This window comes from Streptomyces morookaense, from assembly GCF_013030945.1.
In the GTDB taxonomy this organism is placed as follows: Bacteria; Actinomycetota; Actinomycetes; order Streptomycetales; family Streptomycetaceae; genus Streptomyces; species Streptomyces morookaensis.
In genome coordinates, this window is record NZ_JABBXF010000088.1 from 1 (window position 1) to 15893 (window position 15893).

Sequence of the window (15893 nt, forward strand, 5' to 3'; positions counted from 1 at the left end):
CGCGGTGCCGCCGGAGGTCCCGAGGCCGAGGTCCGCCGCGCAGGCGGCGATCGCCGCCGCGGCGGTGGCCAGGGCCGGGGTGCCGAGCGAGGCGCGCGAGAGGCGGGAGCCCAACGGCCGCACGGAGGTGGCCTCCTCGTCCAGGGCGCGGGTGTAGGCGGCGTACTCCTCCGCGGCCGCGGCGGCCAGGGAGTCCAGCTCGGCGCGGCCCCGGCGCAGCAGCGCCTCGCCGTCGGTGCGGCCGCCCGAGCGGCGCACCTCCTCCTCGACGGCGCGCTCCAGCAGCTCCTCGACGTCCCTGCGGTGGTCCGTTCGCACCGCGGTCAACGAGCCCTGCATGTGGTCCCCCTCCGACGGCGTGTTCTTCCCGCTGCTGTTCCCATGCCAAGTGTTCCGTGTCGGAGGACTCTATGGCGCGGCTACGGGCAACTCGTCGGTGGGGTGGGCCCGGTGTGTCCCGGGCCCACCTCATTCACCTGCGGATTCTTCTTCCGGGTGGGGGCGCGCACGGTTGGTGGAGGAGATGATCCAGGCGGCTCCGCGCGCCGCCAGGACGCGCCTGCGCTGCCAGCGCGAGCTGCGCCGGGCGGCCTTCTCGCCGTCCGAGCAGACGAGCGCCAGGCCCGCCAGGCGCCGTCCGGCGCGGGCGAGTTCGGCGAGGAGCCGTGTCCTGCGGGCGCCGTGCCCGCTCACGCTGAGGGCGGCGTACAGGCCCACGATGTCGGACACGGCGGCGCCGATGCCCGTCGGCGGGGTGTCCGTCCCCGGTGGTGTCTCTTCCTGCGGCACGGGTGGTGCCCCTTTCGCATCCGGCCTGCCGGAGCGGCCTGTTGACGGTGCCGGCCGGTGGTCAGGGGCCGGTGAGGACGAGCTGGTACAGGCCCAGCGCACTGACGGCGGTGATCAGGACGGTGATGGCCCAGCCCGCGGCCTTCGTCCGGGGGCCGATGGCGTGCCCGTCCATCAGCTCGCGGTGCGAGGCGGTCCGCAGCAGGAAGACCAGGCCGACGGGGGTGCCGATGGCTCCGACCACACCGGCCCAGTACAGGAGCCGGATGGGCGGGATCTCCGCATAGGTGGCCGCGAGGCCGACGAGGACGGACGCGGCCATCGCGGCGAAGAACTTGGGGGCCTCGCGCGGGCGCAGGGACAGCCCGCGCCGCCAGTTGAGGTGCGCGCCGGTCACGTAGGCGGTGGTGGCCGTGATGACGGGCAGGGCGACCAGGGCGGAGGCCAGCAGGCCGAGGCCGAAGAGCTCGCCGGCCCAGGCCCCGGCCACCGGGCGCAGGGACTGGGCCGCTTCCTGGGCGGTGTCGGCGTTCAGGCCGTGGACGCCCAGGGTGGCCCCGGTGGCGATCAGGATGAACCAGAAGACCACGGTGGCGAAGAGGCTTCCGGCCAGGGCGTCGAACTGCCGCACGCGGTGCCAGTGCCAGGGGACCTTCTCCTCGGACTGGGAGATGGTCTGCCACACGTAGACGTAGCTGGTGGCGGTGGTGCCGATGAGGGACAGCAGATCGAAGAGGAAGGTCTTGTTCCAGTGCACGTGCGGTATCAGGCTGCCGCGGGCCACCGCGGCCCAGTCGGGGTGTGCCAGGACCGCGGCGGCGGCGTAGGCGAGGAGGATGAGCAGCAGGTATTTCAGGGCGCGTTGGAGGACGTGGTAGCCGAGCAGCATCACCGCCGCGAGCAGCACGAGGGACAGCGGGGCGGCGAACCAGCGCCAGTCCTGGCCGGTGAGCAGGCCCAGGGCGGTGGAGCCGGCCTCCAGGTCCGCGGCGATGGTGACGATGTTGACCGCCAGGATCGACCCGAGGAGCAGCCGGCCGACGGCCGGCCGGTACATCATCGACACGGCTTCCTGGAGGTCGAGCCGCCCGGCCACGCCGACGCGGGTGGCGATCGACTGGATGACGCCGATGAGCGGGAAGAGCAGCAGGACGCACCAGCCCATGCCGTAGACGGTTCCGGCGCCGATGACGGCGAGGGTGGCGACGGTGGTGGGGTCGGTGTCGGAGGCGCCGGCTATCAGGCCGGGCCCGACGGCGCGCAGATAGGTGCGCCAGGTGATGGGCCAGGCCCGGCTCTTCTGGGCGCGCGGACTCCGGTTCTGTATGCCGGACAGGAAGGAGGATGCCTTGGTCCTCGATCCGGGCGTGGTCGACATCGGCTGCTCTCTCCCAACCGCGAGGAAACGAGGGCCTGTTGGCTTTGTCCTGCTGCGTTCTACGGCGTCCTACTGCGCGGCTTTACGCCCGCGGGACCACTGCAGTCCCCATCCGTAGAGCCGGTCGAGGTCGGCCTGGTATCCGTAGACGTACCGGGCCTCGCGGCGCATGGTCAGCTGCCCGTTGCGGTTCTCGATCAGCGCCACGGCGCAGGAGCGGGCATGCTGGGCCTGTTCGCGGAGTTCGACGACGAGGCGCTGCCCGCTGGGGGGATGGAAGCTGACGGCGGCGTGTACGCGGCTGAAGGCGGGGGCACCGCTGTAGATGTAGGCGAAGATCAGCAAGCGTCGGAAGTGGGCGGCCTTGTCGAGGTTGATGTAGAGGGTCTCCCCCGATGCGGCGCCGAAGCGGTTGTCGTCGCCGAGCGTGATGTACGGGGGGTGGTGCAGGTCGCCGCACAGGTCGCCGAGCGGCTGCACCACGCCCCGCCGCCCGTCGGCCAGTTCGTACATGCAGGCCAGGTCCAGGTCGACGGTCACCATGGCGGGGCCCTGCCGCTGCTCCCACCGGCCGGTGCGCTTGGACCAGCGCGGCAGCAGACTGTCCCGCCCCGGGCGGAAGTCGGCAGACGGCGTCTGCCAGGTGAGGTTCACGCGCAGGGTGCCGGCGGTCGCGCCGTGGTCGGCGAGGGAGACCACCGGATGCCCCTTGGTCAGCCGGTTGTGCATCTGGTCGCCGAACATGCCGGCGCGGGGACTGCTGTGGCTGCGGACGAGATAGCTCCACAGGCTTCCGCCGCCCGCCTCCGGCGACGGCGCGGGCAGGGGCGTGCCGGAGGATTCCGGCCTGCTCCTGCGCCAGTATTCCCAGGTCATCTTCCACTGTCCTTTCTGCCCGTGCGGCAATGGCCTCCGGACGGCAGATCGGGGACGGACACGGTGAGCGGGACGGTCCATGACGGGAAAGGGAGGGCAAGGGAGGGCGGGGCCGGTACGGGAAATCACCGGGGAACCGGTCGGGACGAAAACGGCTGATTACCGCCCGGTGACAGGGGGCCACCATGCGAACAGCTGAGAGTATAAGAATACGCAGCAGCGCATGCAAGGCGCCGCTTACACGGGAATCCGAATTCACCGGCACAGTACGGGATTTATCGAATAGACATTCCCTTGCGGCGGCTCCAGCAGCAATCCGCGGTGAAAGCAAGGGAATTGTCAATGCACCGGAATCACATACGCAGGTGATTCAGCGGCGCGGGGTGCGGGCGACCGGCGCCCGCCCGCACCCCGCGCGCTGCCACTTCCGGCCACGGGTGCGCCGGACCGGCGTCAACGGCCCGTCTCTGCCAGGGACTTGACACCGTTCAGCGTGGCCTCGATCCCCGTCCGCAGTTCGGCCAGCCGGGCGGCGATCAACTGCTCCTCCTTCTCCGGCATCCGCGCGATGATCGAGCTGAGCCCGGACGACCCCGGCCCGACGCGCACGGAGTGCCGCAGCCGCGTCCCGTTACCCTCCGGCTCCAGCGTGAACCGCCACGTGGCCAGCGCCTGCGCGGGATCGTCGACGGCATGACCGAACCGGCCGTCGACGTCGATCACCGCCCAGGCGAAGGCACGCTCCTCGTCGCACTCCACGACCTGTGAAACGGTCCGCCAGTCACCGATCTTCGGGTGGTTGTTGAACCCCGCGAACCGCGCCCCCACCACGGGCCCCGAGGCCCCGTCGAGCCATTCGACCCGCTGCAGCTCGGGGCTCGTCCGGGCCGGCAGGCCGATGTCGCTCACCAGCTCCCACACCACGCGCGGGGCCGCCGCCACGAGGACCTCGCACTCGGCACGCGGGCCATCGGCATAACGCATTCCATCTCCCCCTTCACACAAGCAACACCGTGTCATCACGGACCCTACTCGGCACGCCTGCGGTGCTTTTGAGCCGACCCCGTCGGTCACTCCACTCCCCCGGCTGACCAAAAACGGACACCACCGGTCGAAACCGACCACACGGCTCTGCCACAGTCGGCCCGTCCATCCGCAGACGATCAAGGAGAGTGCCGTGAGGGACGCCGTGCCCCACCGGACAGGCATACGAAGTGGCATACGCAGAGGCGTGCGCAGCGCCCTTGCCGCGGGCGCGGCCGGGATCGTGGTCGCCGGGCTCGCAGCGGGAAGTCCGGCCCACGCCGCCGAGCCTGGACGCGAACGGGCTGTGCAGGAGGCCCCGTTGCTGGACTCCGGCTCCGCCGCCGGAAAGAAGTTCCGGTCCACCGGACGCCTCGTCGGGGGCGACGGCACGACCTGTACCGCCACCGTCATCCACTCCTCCGCACGGCCCGACCCCGCACAGCAGGCGCTGATCCTGAGCAATGGGCACTGCGTCAGCGACACCATGAAGACCAACGAGGTCGTCGCCGACCGGGCCGCCCCCGAGGGCTGGACCTTCACGCCCGCGTACTTCCACGACAACACCGCGGAACAGAAGACGTTCTCCGTGGACCGCGTCGTCTACGCGACGATGAAGGGCATCGACGTCTCGGTGCTCCGCCTCTCCGCCACCTACGGCGACCTGGCGAAGCTGGGCGTGACACCCCGCACGCCCGCCGCACACCGCCCCGCGCCGGGCGCGCGGCTGCAGGCCGCCCACGCGCCCAGCGACGGCGTCGAGGAGGGGAAGCGCTTCCTGCGGCTGTCCGAATGCGCGGTCACGGGCACCGGGGTGGCCCTGCACGAATACACCTGGCTGTGGCGGGACTTCGTGCGCACCGACTGCCGCGGCATCAGCGGCGGCTCCTCGGGCGGCGCCGTCACCACCGCCGACGGCACGGAGATCGTCGGCATGCTCAACACCGTGTCCACCCCCGGCTACCTCGGATGCGGCCTGGGCCGCCCCTGCGAGGGCAGCGCCTCGGGGCTGGTCGTGCCCGCGGACGACACCGTCTACGTCACCCCGGTCGACGCCGTCGCCTCCTGCCTGGACGGGGCCCGCCTGCAACTCGGCCGGCCGGGCTGTCGGCTGGACCGGGGCGAGCAGGCCGAGGTGACCTCGTCCGGGCAGCAGACGCAGAGCACCACGCCGCAGGGCCCGGCCCGCTGGGACGCGCACGTCACCCCGCTCGACGGCAGGCGGCATGCGTACGTCGCCTTCAAGAGCGGCCCGTTCGGCGTCACCGACTGCACCCGGCGCGAGGGCTACTCGCGCCCGCAGAAGCTGCCGTCGAAGGGGCTCGACTTCACCGAACTCCTGCCCAAGCAGGACAACTTGTACGTGCTGTGCGCCGCCGGCGGCCCGGACGCCACTGCGCAGGGCGCCGCCTGGGCGAAGTCCTTCGCGTACCCGTCGTACGCGTACGCGCGCGTGGACAACACGCCCCCGACCGCGGCCCCCCAGGTGGACGTCCAGCGCTTCGACGACGAATCGGGCAGCAGCACGTACTGGGTGCGCCCCGTCTACGCCCCGTTCGAGATCACCTCGTACAAGGTCAAGTACGGCCCGAAGGCGACGACACACTGTGCCGACCCCGACGCCTACCGCTACTTCCTGGGCGTACCCGCCTCGTTGAAGGTCTCCGAGGGACCGTGGACGTACTGCGCCATCGGGTACGACAACGCGGACAACCCGACGCCGCCGAAAGCCGTCGACCTCCCCTAGCCCAACGGTGACGTGACCGCGCGCAGCGTGGCCCGCAGGGGGCCGTCCGGCTGGATCAGCAGGGCGGCCTTCGGCCGTACCGGGCCCGGGTCGACGTCCACGTGGAAGCGCTGGGCGAGCGTGGCGAGCAGCAACGCGGCCTCGACCTGGGCGAACCGGGCCCCGAGGCAGGTGCGCTGCCCTCCGCCGAAGGGGAACCAGGCGTGGGCGGGCACCGCTTCGGAGGCGCCGGGGTCCCAGCGCTCGGGGCGGAAGGCCCCGGAGTCGGCGAACCAGCGCGGGTCGCGGTGCGCGGTCCACTGGCTGCACCACACCTTCGTGCCGGCCGCGACGGGCAGGCCGCCGAGGGTGGCGCCCTTGCGGGCGACGACGGAGTGCAGCCAGACGGGCGGGTAGAGCCGCAGCGACTCCTTGACGATCTGCTGGGTCCACGGCAGGCGTTCGTAGTCGTCGATGCCCGGCGGCCGCCCGCCGAGCGCCTGCCGCAGTTCGTCGTCCAGCCGGGCCCGCACCTGCGGGGCACCGGCCAGCAGGTACCAGGTCCAGGTCAGGGCCGTGGACGTGGTCTCGTGGCCGGCCGCCCAGAGCGTGACCGCCTCGTCCCGCACCTCCTGGGCGGAGAGCGGCCGCCCGTCCTCGTCCCGTGCCGCCAGCAGCCGGCTCAGCAGGTCGTCGCGGTCCTCGGCCGCCGCTCCGGCGGCCCGGCGCTCGCTGATCAGCCGGTGGACCTCCGCGTCGATGGTCGTCACGGCGGCGTCCACCCGGCGCCGCGCGCGGGTGCGCACCCAACCGGGCAGGAAGAGGCTGATGCTGCGCAGTTCGGCGCCGACCTCGTGCTGGGCCACGATCATGGCGTCGCCGAGCGCGCTGCTCTGGTCGCCGATGTCGTTGCCGAACAGGGTCCGGACCACCACGCGTTGCGTGAGCAGCGCCATCTCCCGGAGCACATCGATGCGTTGGCCGTCGCGCCAGCGGTCGGCGGCGGCCTGTGCGCAGTCGACCATGGTGGACGCGTAGAGGCGCACCTGGCGGGGGCGGACGGTCGGCTGGACCAGGGAGCGTTTGCGGCGCCACTCGGCGCCCTTGCTGAGGATGACGCTCTGTCCGGCGACGCGCCGGAACGCCCAGCCCACGTCGAGGATGTCGAAGGTCTGCTCCACCGCTCCCAGCAGTTCGCCGATGTGCTCGGGGTGCGAGACGAACAGGCTGCGCAGGGGCCCCAGCGACCAGGTCACGCCGTCGCCGTATTCGTCGCGCAGCCGGGTGAGGAAGGTCAGCGGGTCCCGGCCGAAGGCGGGGAGGTTGCCGAGCAGCGGCAGTCCGCGCGGGCCGGCGACGGGGCGGAGGGGAAGGACGGCGGGCGCGGCGGCGGCCATAGGGGAAACCTCCGGGCGGCGGCACGGCCGCCCTGGCAGACAGTGGATCCCCTGATGGTGGCGCGCCTACGGCGCAGGCAAAAGACGCGGATCGGGTGATACGGGCACAGACGTACGGTCGGCGGTGTCCCTGAGGGGCGCGGGGCGGTGACCTTGTGCGGCTCCGCCGCGTGGGTGCGACCGACTAAGGCGTCATCTCATTTATGACACACCCATTTGAGTGAATTGCATGCACGCCCTCTGTTTGAGGTTGACGCTGTCGGCTCTCCTGGGCTTACCCCCGCAACGACAGGGGGGTTCGTAGAGAAGAGGTCGGCCATGAACCTCAGGAAAATCGCCGGAGAGTTGGGGATTGCCATCGCCGCAAGCCTCTGCGTAATGGCGCTGATGTGTTCCCAGGGCACGGCATCGGCATCCGCGACAACCACACAAGGAAAGCAAGGCTATCCGAACACCAAGGCTCCTTCGTCGGTCATTGGTGACGGCAAGTACCATGTCCTCAGCAACAATTCGGCGTCTCTGGTGCTGCAGGCCGAGGGTTCCTGCACGGACAGCGTGTCGACCCTCGACATCGACAAGCGGTCCAACAACCCCTACTACCAGAACCAGCAACTGTGGATGTTCACCCAGAACCCCGACGGGACCGTGACCGTCTCCGACCGCTGCGTCTACGGCAACGGCAGGCCGTCCGCCGTACTGACCGGCCACGACGGTGGAACGGTCGACCTGCGGGCGCCCGCCTCCGGTCTCGCCGGGCAGAAGTGGAAGGTGAGCGAGGCATCCGGGGTGCTGACCATCACCGACGCCGCCTACGGCAAGGCACTGGACAGCGCCGGTACCTCGGCGGGGTCCAGCGTGCTGGAGACCACCCCCGACGCGAACTCGACGACTCAACGCTGGAACGTCGTCTCCTGACGGCCGCGTCGCCGCCGATCCCCGGGTGAACCATTCCCCGGTGCCCCGCGAACAGCGACCCGTTGCCGCATCCACCATTCCTGGGACCCCCGTCCTGTGCATGCGCAGAACGGGCGTGCCCGGAAAAGCGAGGAAACCATGTCCCCCACCCACCCTCCGGCCTGCCGCTCACGGCATTTCTCCCTGAGGGCCCTCATCACGGCCCTCGTCGTGATCCTCGGTCTCGCCGTGGCACCACCATCGGGATTCGCGGCATCGCATCCGTCGCCCGCGCCCGAGAAAGCCACGCCTCACGTCGCCAAGCCCCGGTCCAAGACCGGCAACAGGGCGGGCAAGAAGGCTCCGGCGAATACCGACCTCATGACCTACCACGGCGGTCCGGTGGAGGCCGTACCCGCGGTGTACATCGTGTACTGGGGCTCCCAGTGGACCAATGCGGACGGGTCTCTCAACGACCCCAAGGGCGAAGTCGCCCTGCAGAAGAAGTTCTTCACCAACCTCGTGGGGTCCGGCGACAACTGGAGCACCACGAACACGCAGTACTGCTGGGGACCCCCGGTCACGACCGGAGCGACCTCCTGCCCCGACTCCGCCACGCATATCGAGCACCTCGACAGCGGACTGCTCGCCGGAACCTGGACCGATACCAGCGCGGCCGTACCGGCGAATCCGACGAGCGATGACATTGCGAACGAAGCCTTCAACGCGGCGGCGCACTTCGGTGTGAGCGGCGACGGCAACCAGTTCATCATCGACACACCCACCGGCGTCACACCCCAGGATTTCCCGAACAAGTACTGCTCATGGCACTCGTCGCAGGAGTCGGCGGACGGCAACACCCTCGTCGTCTACACCAACTTCCCCTACATGCCGGACGCCGGTGCCCAATGCGGCGCCAATTGGATCGATCCCGGAACCACCGGCGTGGCCGGGGACACCGAGGGAGTGACCATCGTCGGGGGTCACGAGTACGCCGAAACACTCACCGACCCGGAACCCATGAGCGGCTGGAGCACCGACAACGACACCACCGGCGGTGAGATCGGCGACAAGTGCATCTGGAACAACGGCGTTTCCGCCATCAAGTCCATCGGCGGCACGAACTTCGCCGTCCAACCGCTGTGGAGCAACAACTTCAACAACGGCAAGGGCGGTTGCGCCATCTACTACAACTCGCCCACCGATCAAGGCTGATCCGGTACCCGGGTGGGCGGGCCACATGGCCCGCCCACCCGGCGCATGCCCGCCGACCGGCAGCCACCGCAGAAAGGGCCGCCGCATGCATCTTCGAGCTTCCGCCACCGCCCTCGCCCTGCTCCTTCTCGCCGGCTGCGGCAGCCACACCACGCAGACCGCCCGGCCGAGCCCCACGCCCCCGTGCCACAACCCCGACAAGGCCGTGCTGCCCCGCACCGCGGGAACGATCACCGAGGCGGACAACGGCGGGCGCATCTGCGTGGCGCACGGCCAGGAAATCGCCGTGTTCCTCGACGCGCACACCAAGGACGCGCACCGACACTGGCAGCCGATCACGCTGCAGCCCGGTTCGGCCGTCACCCGTCACGACAATGGGATGGTGACCCCCACGGTCAGCACGACCGTCGGCCTGTTCACCCCGGAGACACCCGGGGAGGTCCAGCTGACCAGCCACCGCGAGAGCGGCGAGACGTGGCGGGCGACCCTGGTCGTCCACTGACTCGGTGCAGGCGATGCTGGCGATGCTGGTGATCCGCCCCCGGTATGACGTCCACGCGCACCGCAAGGGGCAGGGCGCCCTAATCCTGGGCCCGCTGCGTCAGCGGCGCATCCGTCCGGTCACCGAGGAACTCGTACCAGCGCCGCTGCAGGCACACATACCGGGTGTCCGCCTCGACCAGGCTCAGGAACGAGGCCACGGTCTCGCCGAGCCGGTCCTGCAGCCCGCTGTCGGACAACTGCCCGTCCTGGAGCGTCTCGTGCGCCTTGGCCAGGCTGAACATGTCGGGGTACACCCGCGTGCCGAGATGCTCCAGCGGGACCCGCAGCGCCCACAGCCCGCGGTTGCCGCCGACCATGGACGGGGAGGCCGAGGCCAGCAGGGCCTGCTTGTCCTTGAACGGCTGCGGCCGGACCCGGGAGACCCAGTCGACGGCGTTCTTCAGCACCCCGGGCACCGAGGCGTTGTACTCCGGCGAGGAGATGACGAACGCGTCGCAGGCTTCCAGCCGTTCGCACAGCGCCCTGGCCCCCGGCGGGATGCCCTCGGCCGTCTCCACGTCGCCGTCGTAGAGCGGCATGGGGAAGTCCGCCAGCCGGGCCGCATCGGCCACGGCGCCCGTGTTCTCGACGAGGCGCGCGAGGAGCGCGGCGAGGCGGGTGTTGAGGGAATCGGCGCGCAGGGAGGCGCTCAGGACCAGGACCCGGATCGGGACGGGTGCCGCATCGTTGGCCATGAGGCCCATCATGGCGGCGCCGGGGGCGCACGGCGACCCGGCGGGCGCCGGTCCGGTGAGCCCCTCACCCGTGTGGGACCGGTCCCTCCATGTGCGCGCTGATCCACTGGATGGGCCCCTCCCCCATGCTGGGCACGTATGTCCGCGCGTTGTGCGAGCCGTTGGGTATCTCGCGCAGCATGGTGTGGACGGGGCCCCTGTTGCCGTAGGTGGCGATGAACTGCTTCACGTCCGCCATCGCCTTCTTCTCCTTCGTACCGACCTGGAAGGCGATGTAGACGTCCGGCCCGCCGCGGGCGATCAGGTCCTGCGCCAGCACCTGCGGATTGTTCTGCTGCCGCTCCTGCTCGTGGCCGGCCCACAGCCGGGAGTCGGGCACGATGTCCGGGCCGGAGGCGATGACGGCCTTGAACTTGTCCGGCTTCTGCAGCACGGACTTCAGCCCCGCGAAACCGCCGGTGGACGAGCCCATGAAGCACCAGCCGTCACGGGCCTTCAGCGTACGGAAGTTGGCCTTGACCAGGTCGGGGACGTCCTCGGTGAGCCAGGTGCCCATTTTCGGCTGGCCGGGGATGTCGCTGGCGTCGTAGTACACGCCCTTGCTCTCGGGGACCGGGTTCAGCACGGGCATGACCACGAGGAACGGAAGGCTCTTGCCTTCCTCCGCCCAGGCGGTGATGGACGACTGCAGATGCAGATCGGTGCCCATCCAGTAGTTCTTCGGGAACCCCGCGCCCCCGGGCAGGGCGATCATCACGGGGAAGCCGCTCTTCGCGTACGCCGGGTCGTCGTACTGCTTGGGGGCCCACACCCACACCGGGCCGGTGAAGCCCGACTTGGCGCCGTGCAGGGTCGTCACGGCGATCTTCGTGCCGTCGTCCAGAGTGCTCTCGACCCGGAAGTCCGCCTCGGGCCCGGTGGGCATCAGCGTCCGGGTGTCACCGGCCTGCGTGGCCTGCCCGCCGCCGGGCTTCCTGTTGAACCGGATGGATTCGCCCTTGTCCGAGAACACACCGAAGTGGTCGAGCACCGGCCAGGCTATGAGCCCGAGAACCACCAGGGAGGCCAGCACCACGCACCACTTCTTGACGCGTGATATTCGATCACGCGCCTTCGATCGGTGAGTGCTGCCGGGTGAATAGGACATCGCAATCTCCAAGGGAATTCTCGCCTCCGGCCCCCTGCGATGCGCAGGGGGATGGGCCGTCCGGGTGACGGCCGGACGCCCCGCGGGCCGATGGCACGGCAGCGCGTTCCATGGGTTGATGGGGGAAGGAGACGGCCACGGAGGGCAGGTGCGCACATGGCGAAGCAGACGGTCGCCGAACAGTTCGTGGACATCCTGGTACGCGCCGGGGTGCAGCGGCTCTACGGGGTGGTCGGCGACAGCCTCAACCCCGTCGTCGACGCCGTGCGCCGGCACCGCGGCATCGAGTGGGTCCAGGTCCGCCACGAGGAGACCGCCGCCTTCGCCGCGGGCGCCGAGGCCCAGCTGACCGGCACGCTCGCCGCGTGCGCGGGCTCGTGCGGCCCGGGCAACCTGCATCTGATCAACGGGCTGTACGACGCGCACCGTTCGATGGCCCCGGTCCTCGCGCTCGCCTCGCACATCCCCAGCAGCGAGATCGGCACCGGGTTCTTCCAGGAGACGCACCCCGACCGGCTCTTCCAGGAGTGCAGCCACTACAGCGAACTCGTCTCCAGCCCGCGCCAGATGCCCCGGGTGCTGCAGACCGGCATCCAGCACGCGGTCGGTCAGGGCGGCGTGAGCGTCATCGCGCTGCCCGGCGACATCGCCGCCGAGCAGGCCCCCGAACGCACCGCCGAGCACGCGCTGGTCACCAGCCGCCCCTCGGTACGGCCCGGCGACGCGGAGATCGCCGCCCTGGCCCGCATGGTCGACGAGGCGGACAAGGTGACCCTCTTCTGCGGCAGCGGCACCGCGGGCGCCCACGACGAGGTGATGGCCTTCGCGGAACGCGTGAAGTCCCCCGTCGGGCACGCCCTGCGCGGCAAGGAGTGGATCCAGTACGACAACCCCTACGACGTGGGCATGAGCGGCCTGCTCGGATACGGCGCGGCCTACGAGGCCACCCACGAGTGCGACCTGCTGCTCCTGCTGGGCACCGACTTCCCGTACAACGCCTTCCTCCCCCACGACGTGCGGATCGCACAGGTCGACGTGCGGCCCGAGCACCTGGGCCGGCGCGTCAAGCTCGACCTCGCCGTGTGGGGCGACGTGCGCGAGACGCTGCGCTGCCTGACGCCGCAGGTCCGGCCCAAGACGGACCGGAAGTTCCTCGACCGGATGCTCAGGAAGCATGCCGACGCCCTCGAAGGCGTCATGAAGGCCTACACGCGCAAGGTCGAGAAACACACGCCGGTCCACCCCGAGTACGTGGCCTCCGTGCTGGACGAAGAGGCCGACGACGACGCCGTGTTCACCGTCGACACCGGCATGAACAACGTATGGGCCGCCCGCTATCTCACCCCCAACGGCCGCCGCCGCGTGATCGGTTCCTTCACGCACGGTTCGATGGCCAACGCCCTCCCGCAGGCCATCGGCGCCCAGCTGCTCGACCGCCGCCGCCAGGTCGTCTCGATGTCCGGCGACGGCGGGTTCACGATGCTGATGGGCGACTTCCTCACCCTCGTCCAGTACGACCTGCCGGTCAAAGTGGTGCTGTTCAACAACTCCTCGCTGGGCATGGTCGAACTGGAGATGCTGGTGAGCGGCCTCCCCTCCCACGGAACCGCCAACCACAACCCGGACTTCGCCGCCATCGCCCGGGCGGCGGGCGCGTTCGGCGTGCGGGTGGAGAAGCCCAAGCAGGTGCGCAGCGCACTCCGTGACGCCTTCCGGCACAAGGGCCCGGCGCTCGTGGACGTCGTCACGGATCCCAACGCCCTGTCCATCCCCCCGAAGATCACGGCGGAGATGGTGGGCGGGTTCGCGGTGTCCGCGGGGAAGATCGTCCTGGACGGCGGGGTCGGCCGCATGCTCCAGATGGCCCGCTCCAACCTGCGCAACGTGCCCCGGCCGTGAGCCGGGCCCACTGGCTCATCTTCCTCAACCACTGGTCATTCGAGGGCCGTTGCTGCACACTGCCCCCTCGTGATACGCCTGTCGAGGTCGACCACAGCACGCGCGGCCGCCGTCACGCTCGCGGCCCTCACCGCCTTCCTGGCCCCCGCCGCCCCGGTCGCCGCGGGCCCCGCCCGCGGACCGCTGCGCGGCCCCGCCGCTCCCGCCGAGTTCAGCTACCTGCAGAAGGCGCTGCCCGGCAGGCCGTTGCCCCGCCACGCCTTCGAGCGGGCCGCGGCGGAGGCCGCCGCGCTGCCGGCCGTCCCCGGCCGCTGGCAGCCGCTCGGTCCGACGAACATCGGCGGGCGGGTCGTCTCCCTCGCCCTCGACCCGCAGCGCGCGGACACCCTGTACGCAGCGGCCGCCAGCGGCGGGCTGTGGCGCTCGGACGACGCGGGCCGCACCTTCCGCCCCGCCTGGCCGGACAGCGCCACGCAGGCCATGGGCGCGGTCGCGGCCTCCCCCGACGGCATGCTGTACGCGGGCACCGGAGAGCCCAACCCGGGCGGTGGGAGCGTCACTTACGAGGGCACCGGGGTCTACCGGTCGGCCGACCGCGGCCGCACCTGGCGGCCGGCGGGCCTGCGCGACTCCGGGACGATCGGTGCCCTCGCCGTGGACCCCCGCTCCCCGCACCGGATCCTGGCCGCGGCAACCGGCTCGCTCTACTCCCCCGGCGGCGACCGCGGCGTGTATCTGTCCGCCGACTCCGGCTCCTCCTGGCGGCGCGTGCTCGACGTGCCGGGCCCGTTCACCGGCGCCGTCGACGTGCAGTTCGACCCGGCCGTACCGCAGCGCGTCTACGCGGTGCTGTGGGACCACCGCCGCGAACCCGACAAACGCACCTACGGCGGTGCCGGTTCGGGGGTCTACCGCTCCGACGACGCCGGGGCCCACTGGAGGCGGCTGGGCGGCGGGCTGCCCGCGCCCGGCCCGGACACCGGCCGCATCGGGCTCGGCGTCGCCGCCTCGGAGCCGGGCCGGCTGTACGCGCTCGTGGGCGGCGCGGCGGGCGGCTTCGCCGGGTTCTACACCTCCGCCGACGCCGGTGACAGCTGGTCGAGGCTGCCCGACGACGCACGGCTCAAACAGTCGCAGAGCAGCTATTCGTGGTGGTTCGGCAAGGTCTGGGCCGACCCGCGGGACGCCCGGCACCTGCACGCGGCCGGGGTCGGCCTGATGACCTCGGCCGACGGCGGTGCCACGTGGACGGACGACCACGACGCCGTCCACTCCGACCAGCACGCCATGGTCTGGGACCCGCGCCGCCCCGGCCGCGTCTATCTCGGCAACGACGGCGGGGTCTACCGCTCGGACGGCGGCGGGGACGGCGGCTGGAGCAAGGCCGTGTACGAGCCGTGGACGCAGTTCTACAGCGTGGCCACGACGCCGCAGGACCCCGGCAGGATCTCGGGCGGTGCCCAGGACAACGGCTCGGTGCGGTCCTGGGGCGGCACACGGTTCAACACCTACTTCGGCGGCGACGGTCTGCAGAACCTCATCGACCCGACCGACAAGAACCGCGTCTACGCCTGCTATCAGTACGGCAGTTGTGCCCGGTCCACCGACGGCGGCGCGACGATGACGTCCTTCGACTCCGCCACCACCGCGGACCGCCGCAACTGGTTCACACCGGTGCAGTTCGACCCGGTCGACCCGCGCGTCCTGTACTACGGCGGCAACCGACTCAACCGCTCGGCCGACGGCGGGGCGACCTGGGAGCCGATCAGCCCGGACCTGACCGGCGGCCCCGGCCGCGACACCTACCCGTACGGCACGATCACCACGGTCGCGGCGGCACGCGACGGCGCCACCGTGTGGGCGGGCACCGACGACGGACGCCTCTGGGTGACCCGCGACCTGGGCCGGCACTGGTCCAACGTCCTCGACGGGCAGCCGTGGGTGACCCGCGTGACCGCCGACCCCCGCAACCCCGCAGGGGCCTGGGTCGCACTCTCCGGCTACCGCTCCGGCTCGCCCCTGCCCCACCTGCTGCACACCGCCGATGCCGGCCGCACCTGGACCGACCTGTCCGGGAACCTGCCCCAGGCCCCGGTCGACGACGTGCTGAGCGGGGACGACGGCAGGCTCTACGCGGCCACCGACCAAGGGGTGTTCATGCGCACGGTCCGCGGCTGGCACCGCCTCGGCTCCGGCCTCCCGCTGGTCCCCGTGTCGGGCCTCGCGTACGACCACGCCGCCCACCGGCTGGTGGCCGCCACCTTCGGGCGCGGCTTCTATGCCATCCGCGTCCCATCGGACACGCCCTAGC

Annotated in this window: 13 protein-coding genes and 1 pseudogene; 6 read left to right on the forward strand and 8 right to left on the reverse strand. The window is 71.1% G+C overall.

Going from position 1 to position 15893, the window contains the following annotated elements; translation table 11 throughout:
• The 5 genes and pseudogenes from HG542_RS28810 to HG542_RS28830 all read right to left on the reverse strand — a co-directional run.
• Window positions 1-339 (reverse strand): annotated as a pseudogene (locus tag HG542_RS28810) (hypothetical protein); the annotation flags it as partial.
• Window positions 340-468: 129 nt separating this feature from the next.
• A complete protein-coding gene (locus HG542_RS28815) occupies window positions 469-789 on the reverse strand; it encodes a hypothetical protein (RefSeq protein ID WP_171086518.1) in 321 nt (106 codons plus the stop codon).
• A gap of 61 nt (window positions 790-850) precedes the next feature.
• Window positions 851-2167, reverse strand: a complete 1317-nt coding sequence (locus tag HG542_RS28820) for an NRAMP family divalent metal transporter (RefSeq protein WP_171086520.1) — start codon at window positions 2165-2167, stop codon at window positions 851-853.
• 69 nt (window positions 2168-2236) lie between these two features.
• Window positions 2237-2911 carry a Tellurium resistance gene (locus HG542_RS28825; protein ID WP_435861222.1) on the reverse strand — a complete coding sequence of 225 codons (675 nt, stop codon included), beginning with the start codon at window positions 2909-2911 and terminating at the stop codon, window positions 2237-2239.
• A gap of 585 nt (window positions 2912-3496) precedes the next feature.
• On the reverse strand, window positions 3497-4027 hold the full coding sequence (locus tag HG542_RS28830) for an SRPBCC family protein (RefSeq protein ID WP_171086524.1): 531 nt from the start codon (window positions 4025-4027) through the stop codon (window positions 3497-3499).
• Window positions 4028-4274: 247 nt separating this feature from the next.
• On the opposite strand from HG542_RS28830, the gene HG542_RS28835 reads away from it, so the two are divergent.
• A complete protein-coding gene (locus HG542_RS28835) occupies window positions 4275-5813 on the forward strand; it encodes a trypsin-like peptidase domain-containing protein (protein ID WP_171086526.1) in 1539 nt (512 codons plus the stop codon).
• Here the strand turns inward: HG542_RS28835 and HG542_RS28840 are convergent.
• Window positions 5810-7189 (reverse strand): cytochrome P450, encoded by a 1380-nt coding sequence (locus HG542_RS28840; protein WP_171086532.1) that lies wholly within the window; start codon window positions 7187-7189, stop codon window positions 5810-5812. The genes HG542_RS28835 and HG542_RS28840 overlap by 4 nt on opposite strands.
• A 318-nt stretch (window positions 7190-7507) precedes the next feature.
• Between HG542_RS28840 and HG542_RS28845 the strand changes: the two genes are divergently transcribed.
• The 3 genes from HG542_RS28845 to HG542_RS28855 all read left to right on the forward strand — a co-directional run bounded on the left by HG542_RS28845 (window position 7508) and on the right by HG542_RS28855 (window position 9800).
• Window positions 7508-8104, forward strand: a complete 597-nt coding sequence (locus HG542_RS28845; protein ID WP_171086535.1) for an RICIN domain-containing protein — start codon at window positions 7508-7510, stop codon at window positions 8102-8104.
• 138 nt (window positions 8105-8242) lie between these two features.
• Complete coding sequence (locus HG542_RS28850; RefSeq protein WP_171086536.1) at window positions 8243-9298, forward strand: hypothetical protein; 1056 nt, start codon at window positions 8243-8245, stop codon at window positions 9296-9298.
• An 85-nt stretch (window positions 9299-9383) separates the two neighbouring features.
• The gene (locus HG542_RS28855) at window positions 9384-9800 is read left to right on the forward strand and encodes a hypothetical protein (RefSeq protein ID WP_171086538.1); all 417 of its coding nucleotides are present in this window, start codon (window positions 9384-9386) and stop codon (window positions 9798-9800) included.
• Between the two features lie 79 nt (window positions 9801-9879).
• Here HG542_RS28855 and HG542_RS28860 read toward each other — a convergent pair whose 3' ends face one another.
• The gene (locus HG542_RS28860) at window positions 9880-10536 is read right to left on the reverse strand and encodes an NADPH-dependent FMN reductase (RefSeq protein ID WP_171086541.1); all 657 of its coding nucleotides are present in this window, start codon (window positions 10534-10536) and stop codon (window positions 9880-9882) included.
• Window positions 10537-10600: 64 nt separating this feature from the next.
• A complete protein-coding gene (locus tag HG542_RS28865) occupies window positions 10601-11611 on the reverse strand; it encodes an alpha/beta hydrolase (RefSeq protein WP_227722610.1) in 1011 nt (336 codons plus the stop codon).
• A 228-nt stretch (window positions 11612-11839) separates the two neighbouring features.
• Between HG542_RS28865 and HG542_RS28870 the strand changes: the two genes are divergently transcribed.
• Window positions 11840-13582 (forward strand): pyruvate dehydrogenase, encoded by a 1743-nt coding sequence (locus tag HG542_RS28870; RefSeq protein ID WP_171086544.1) that lies wholly within the window; start codon window positions 11840-11842, stop codon window positions 13580-13582.
• Between the two features lie 69 nt (window positions 13583-13651).
• Entirely contained in the window at window positions 13652-15892 is a 2241-nt protein-coding gene (locus HG542_RS28875; protein ID WP_218039087.1) for a glycosyl hydrolase, read from the forward strand.
• Window position 15893: the final 1 nt, after the last annotated feature.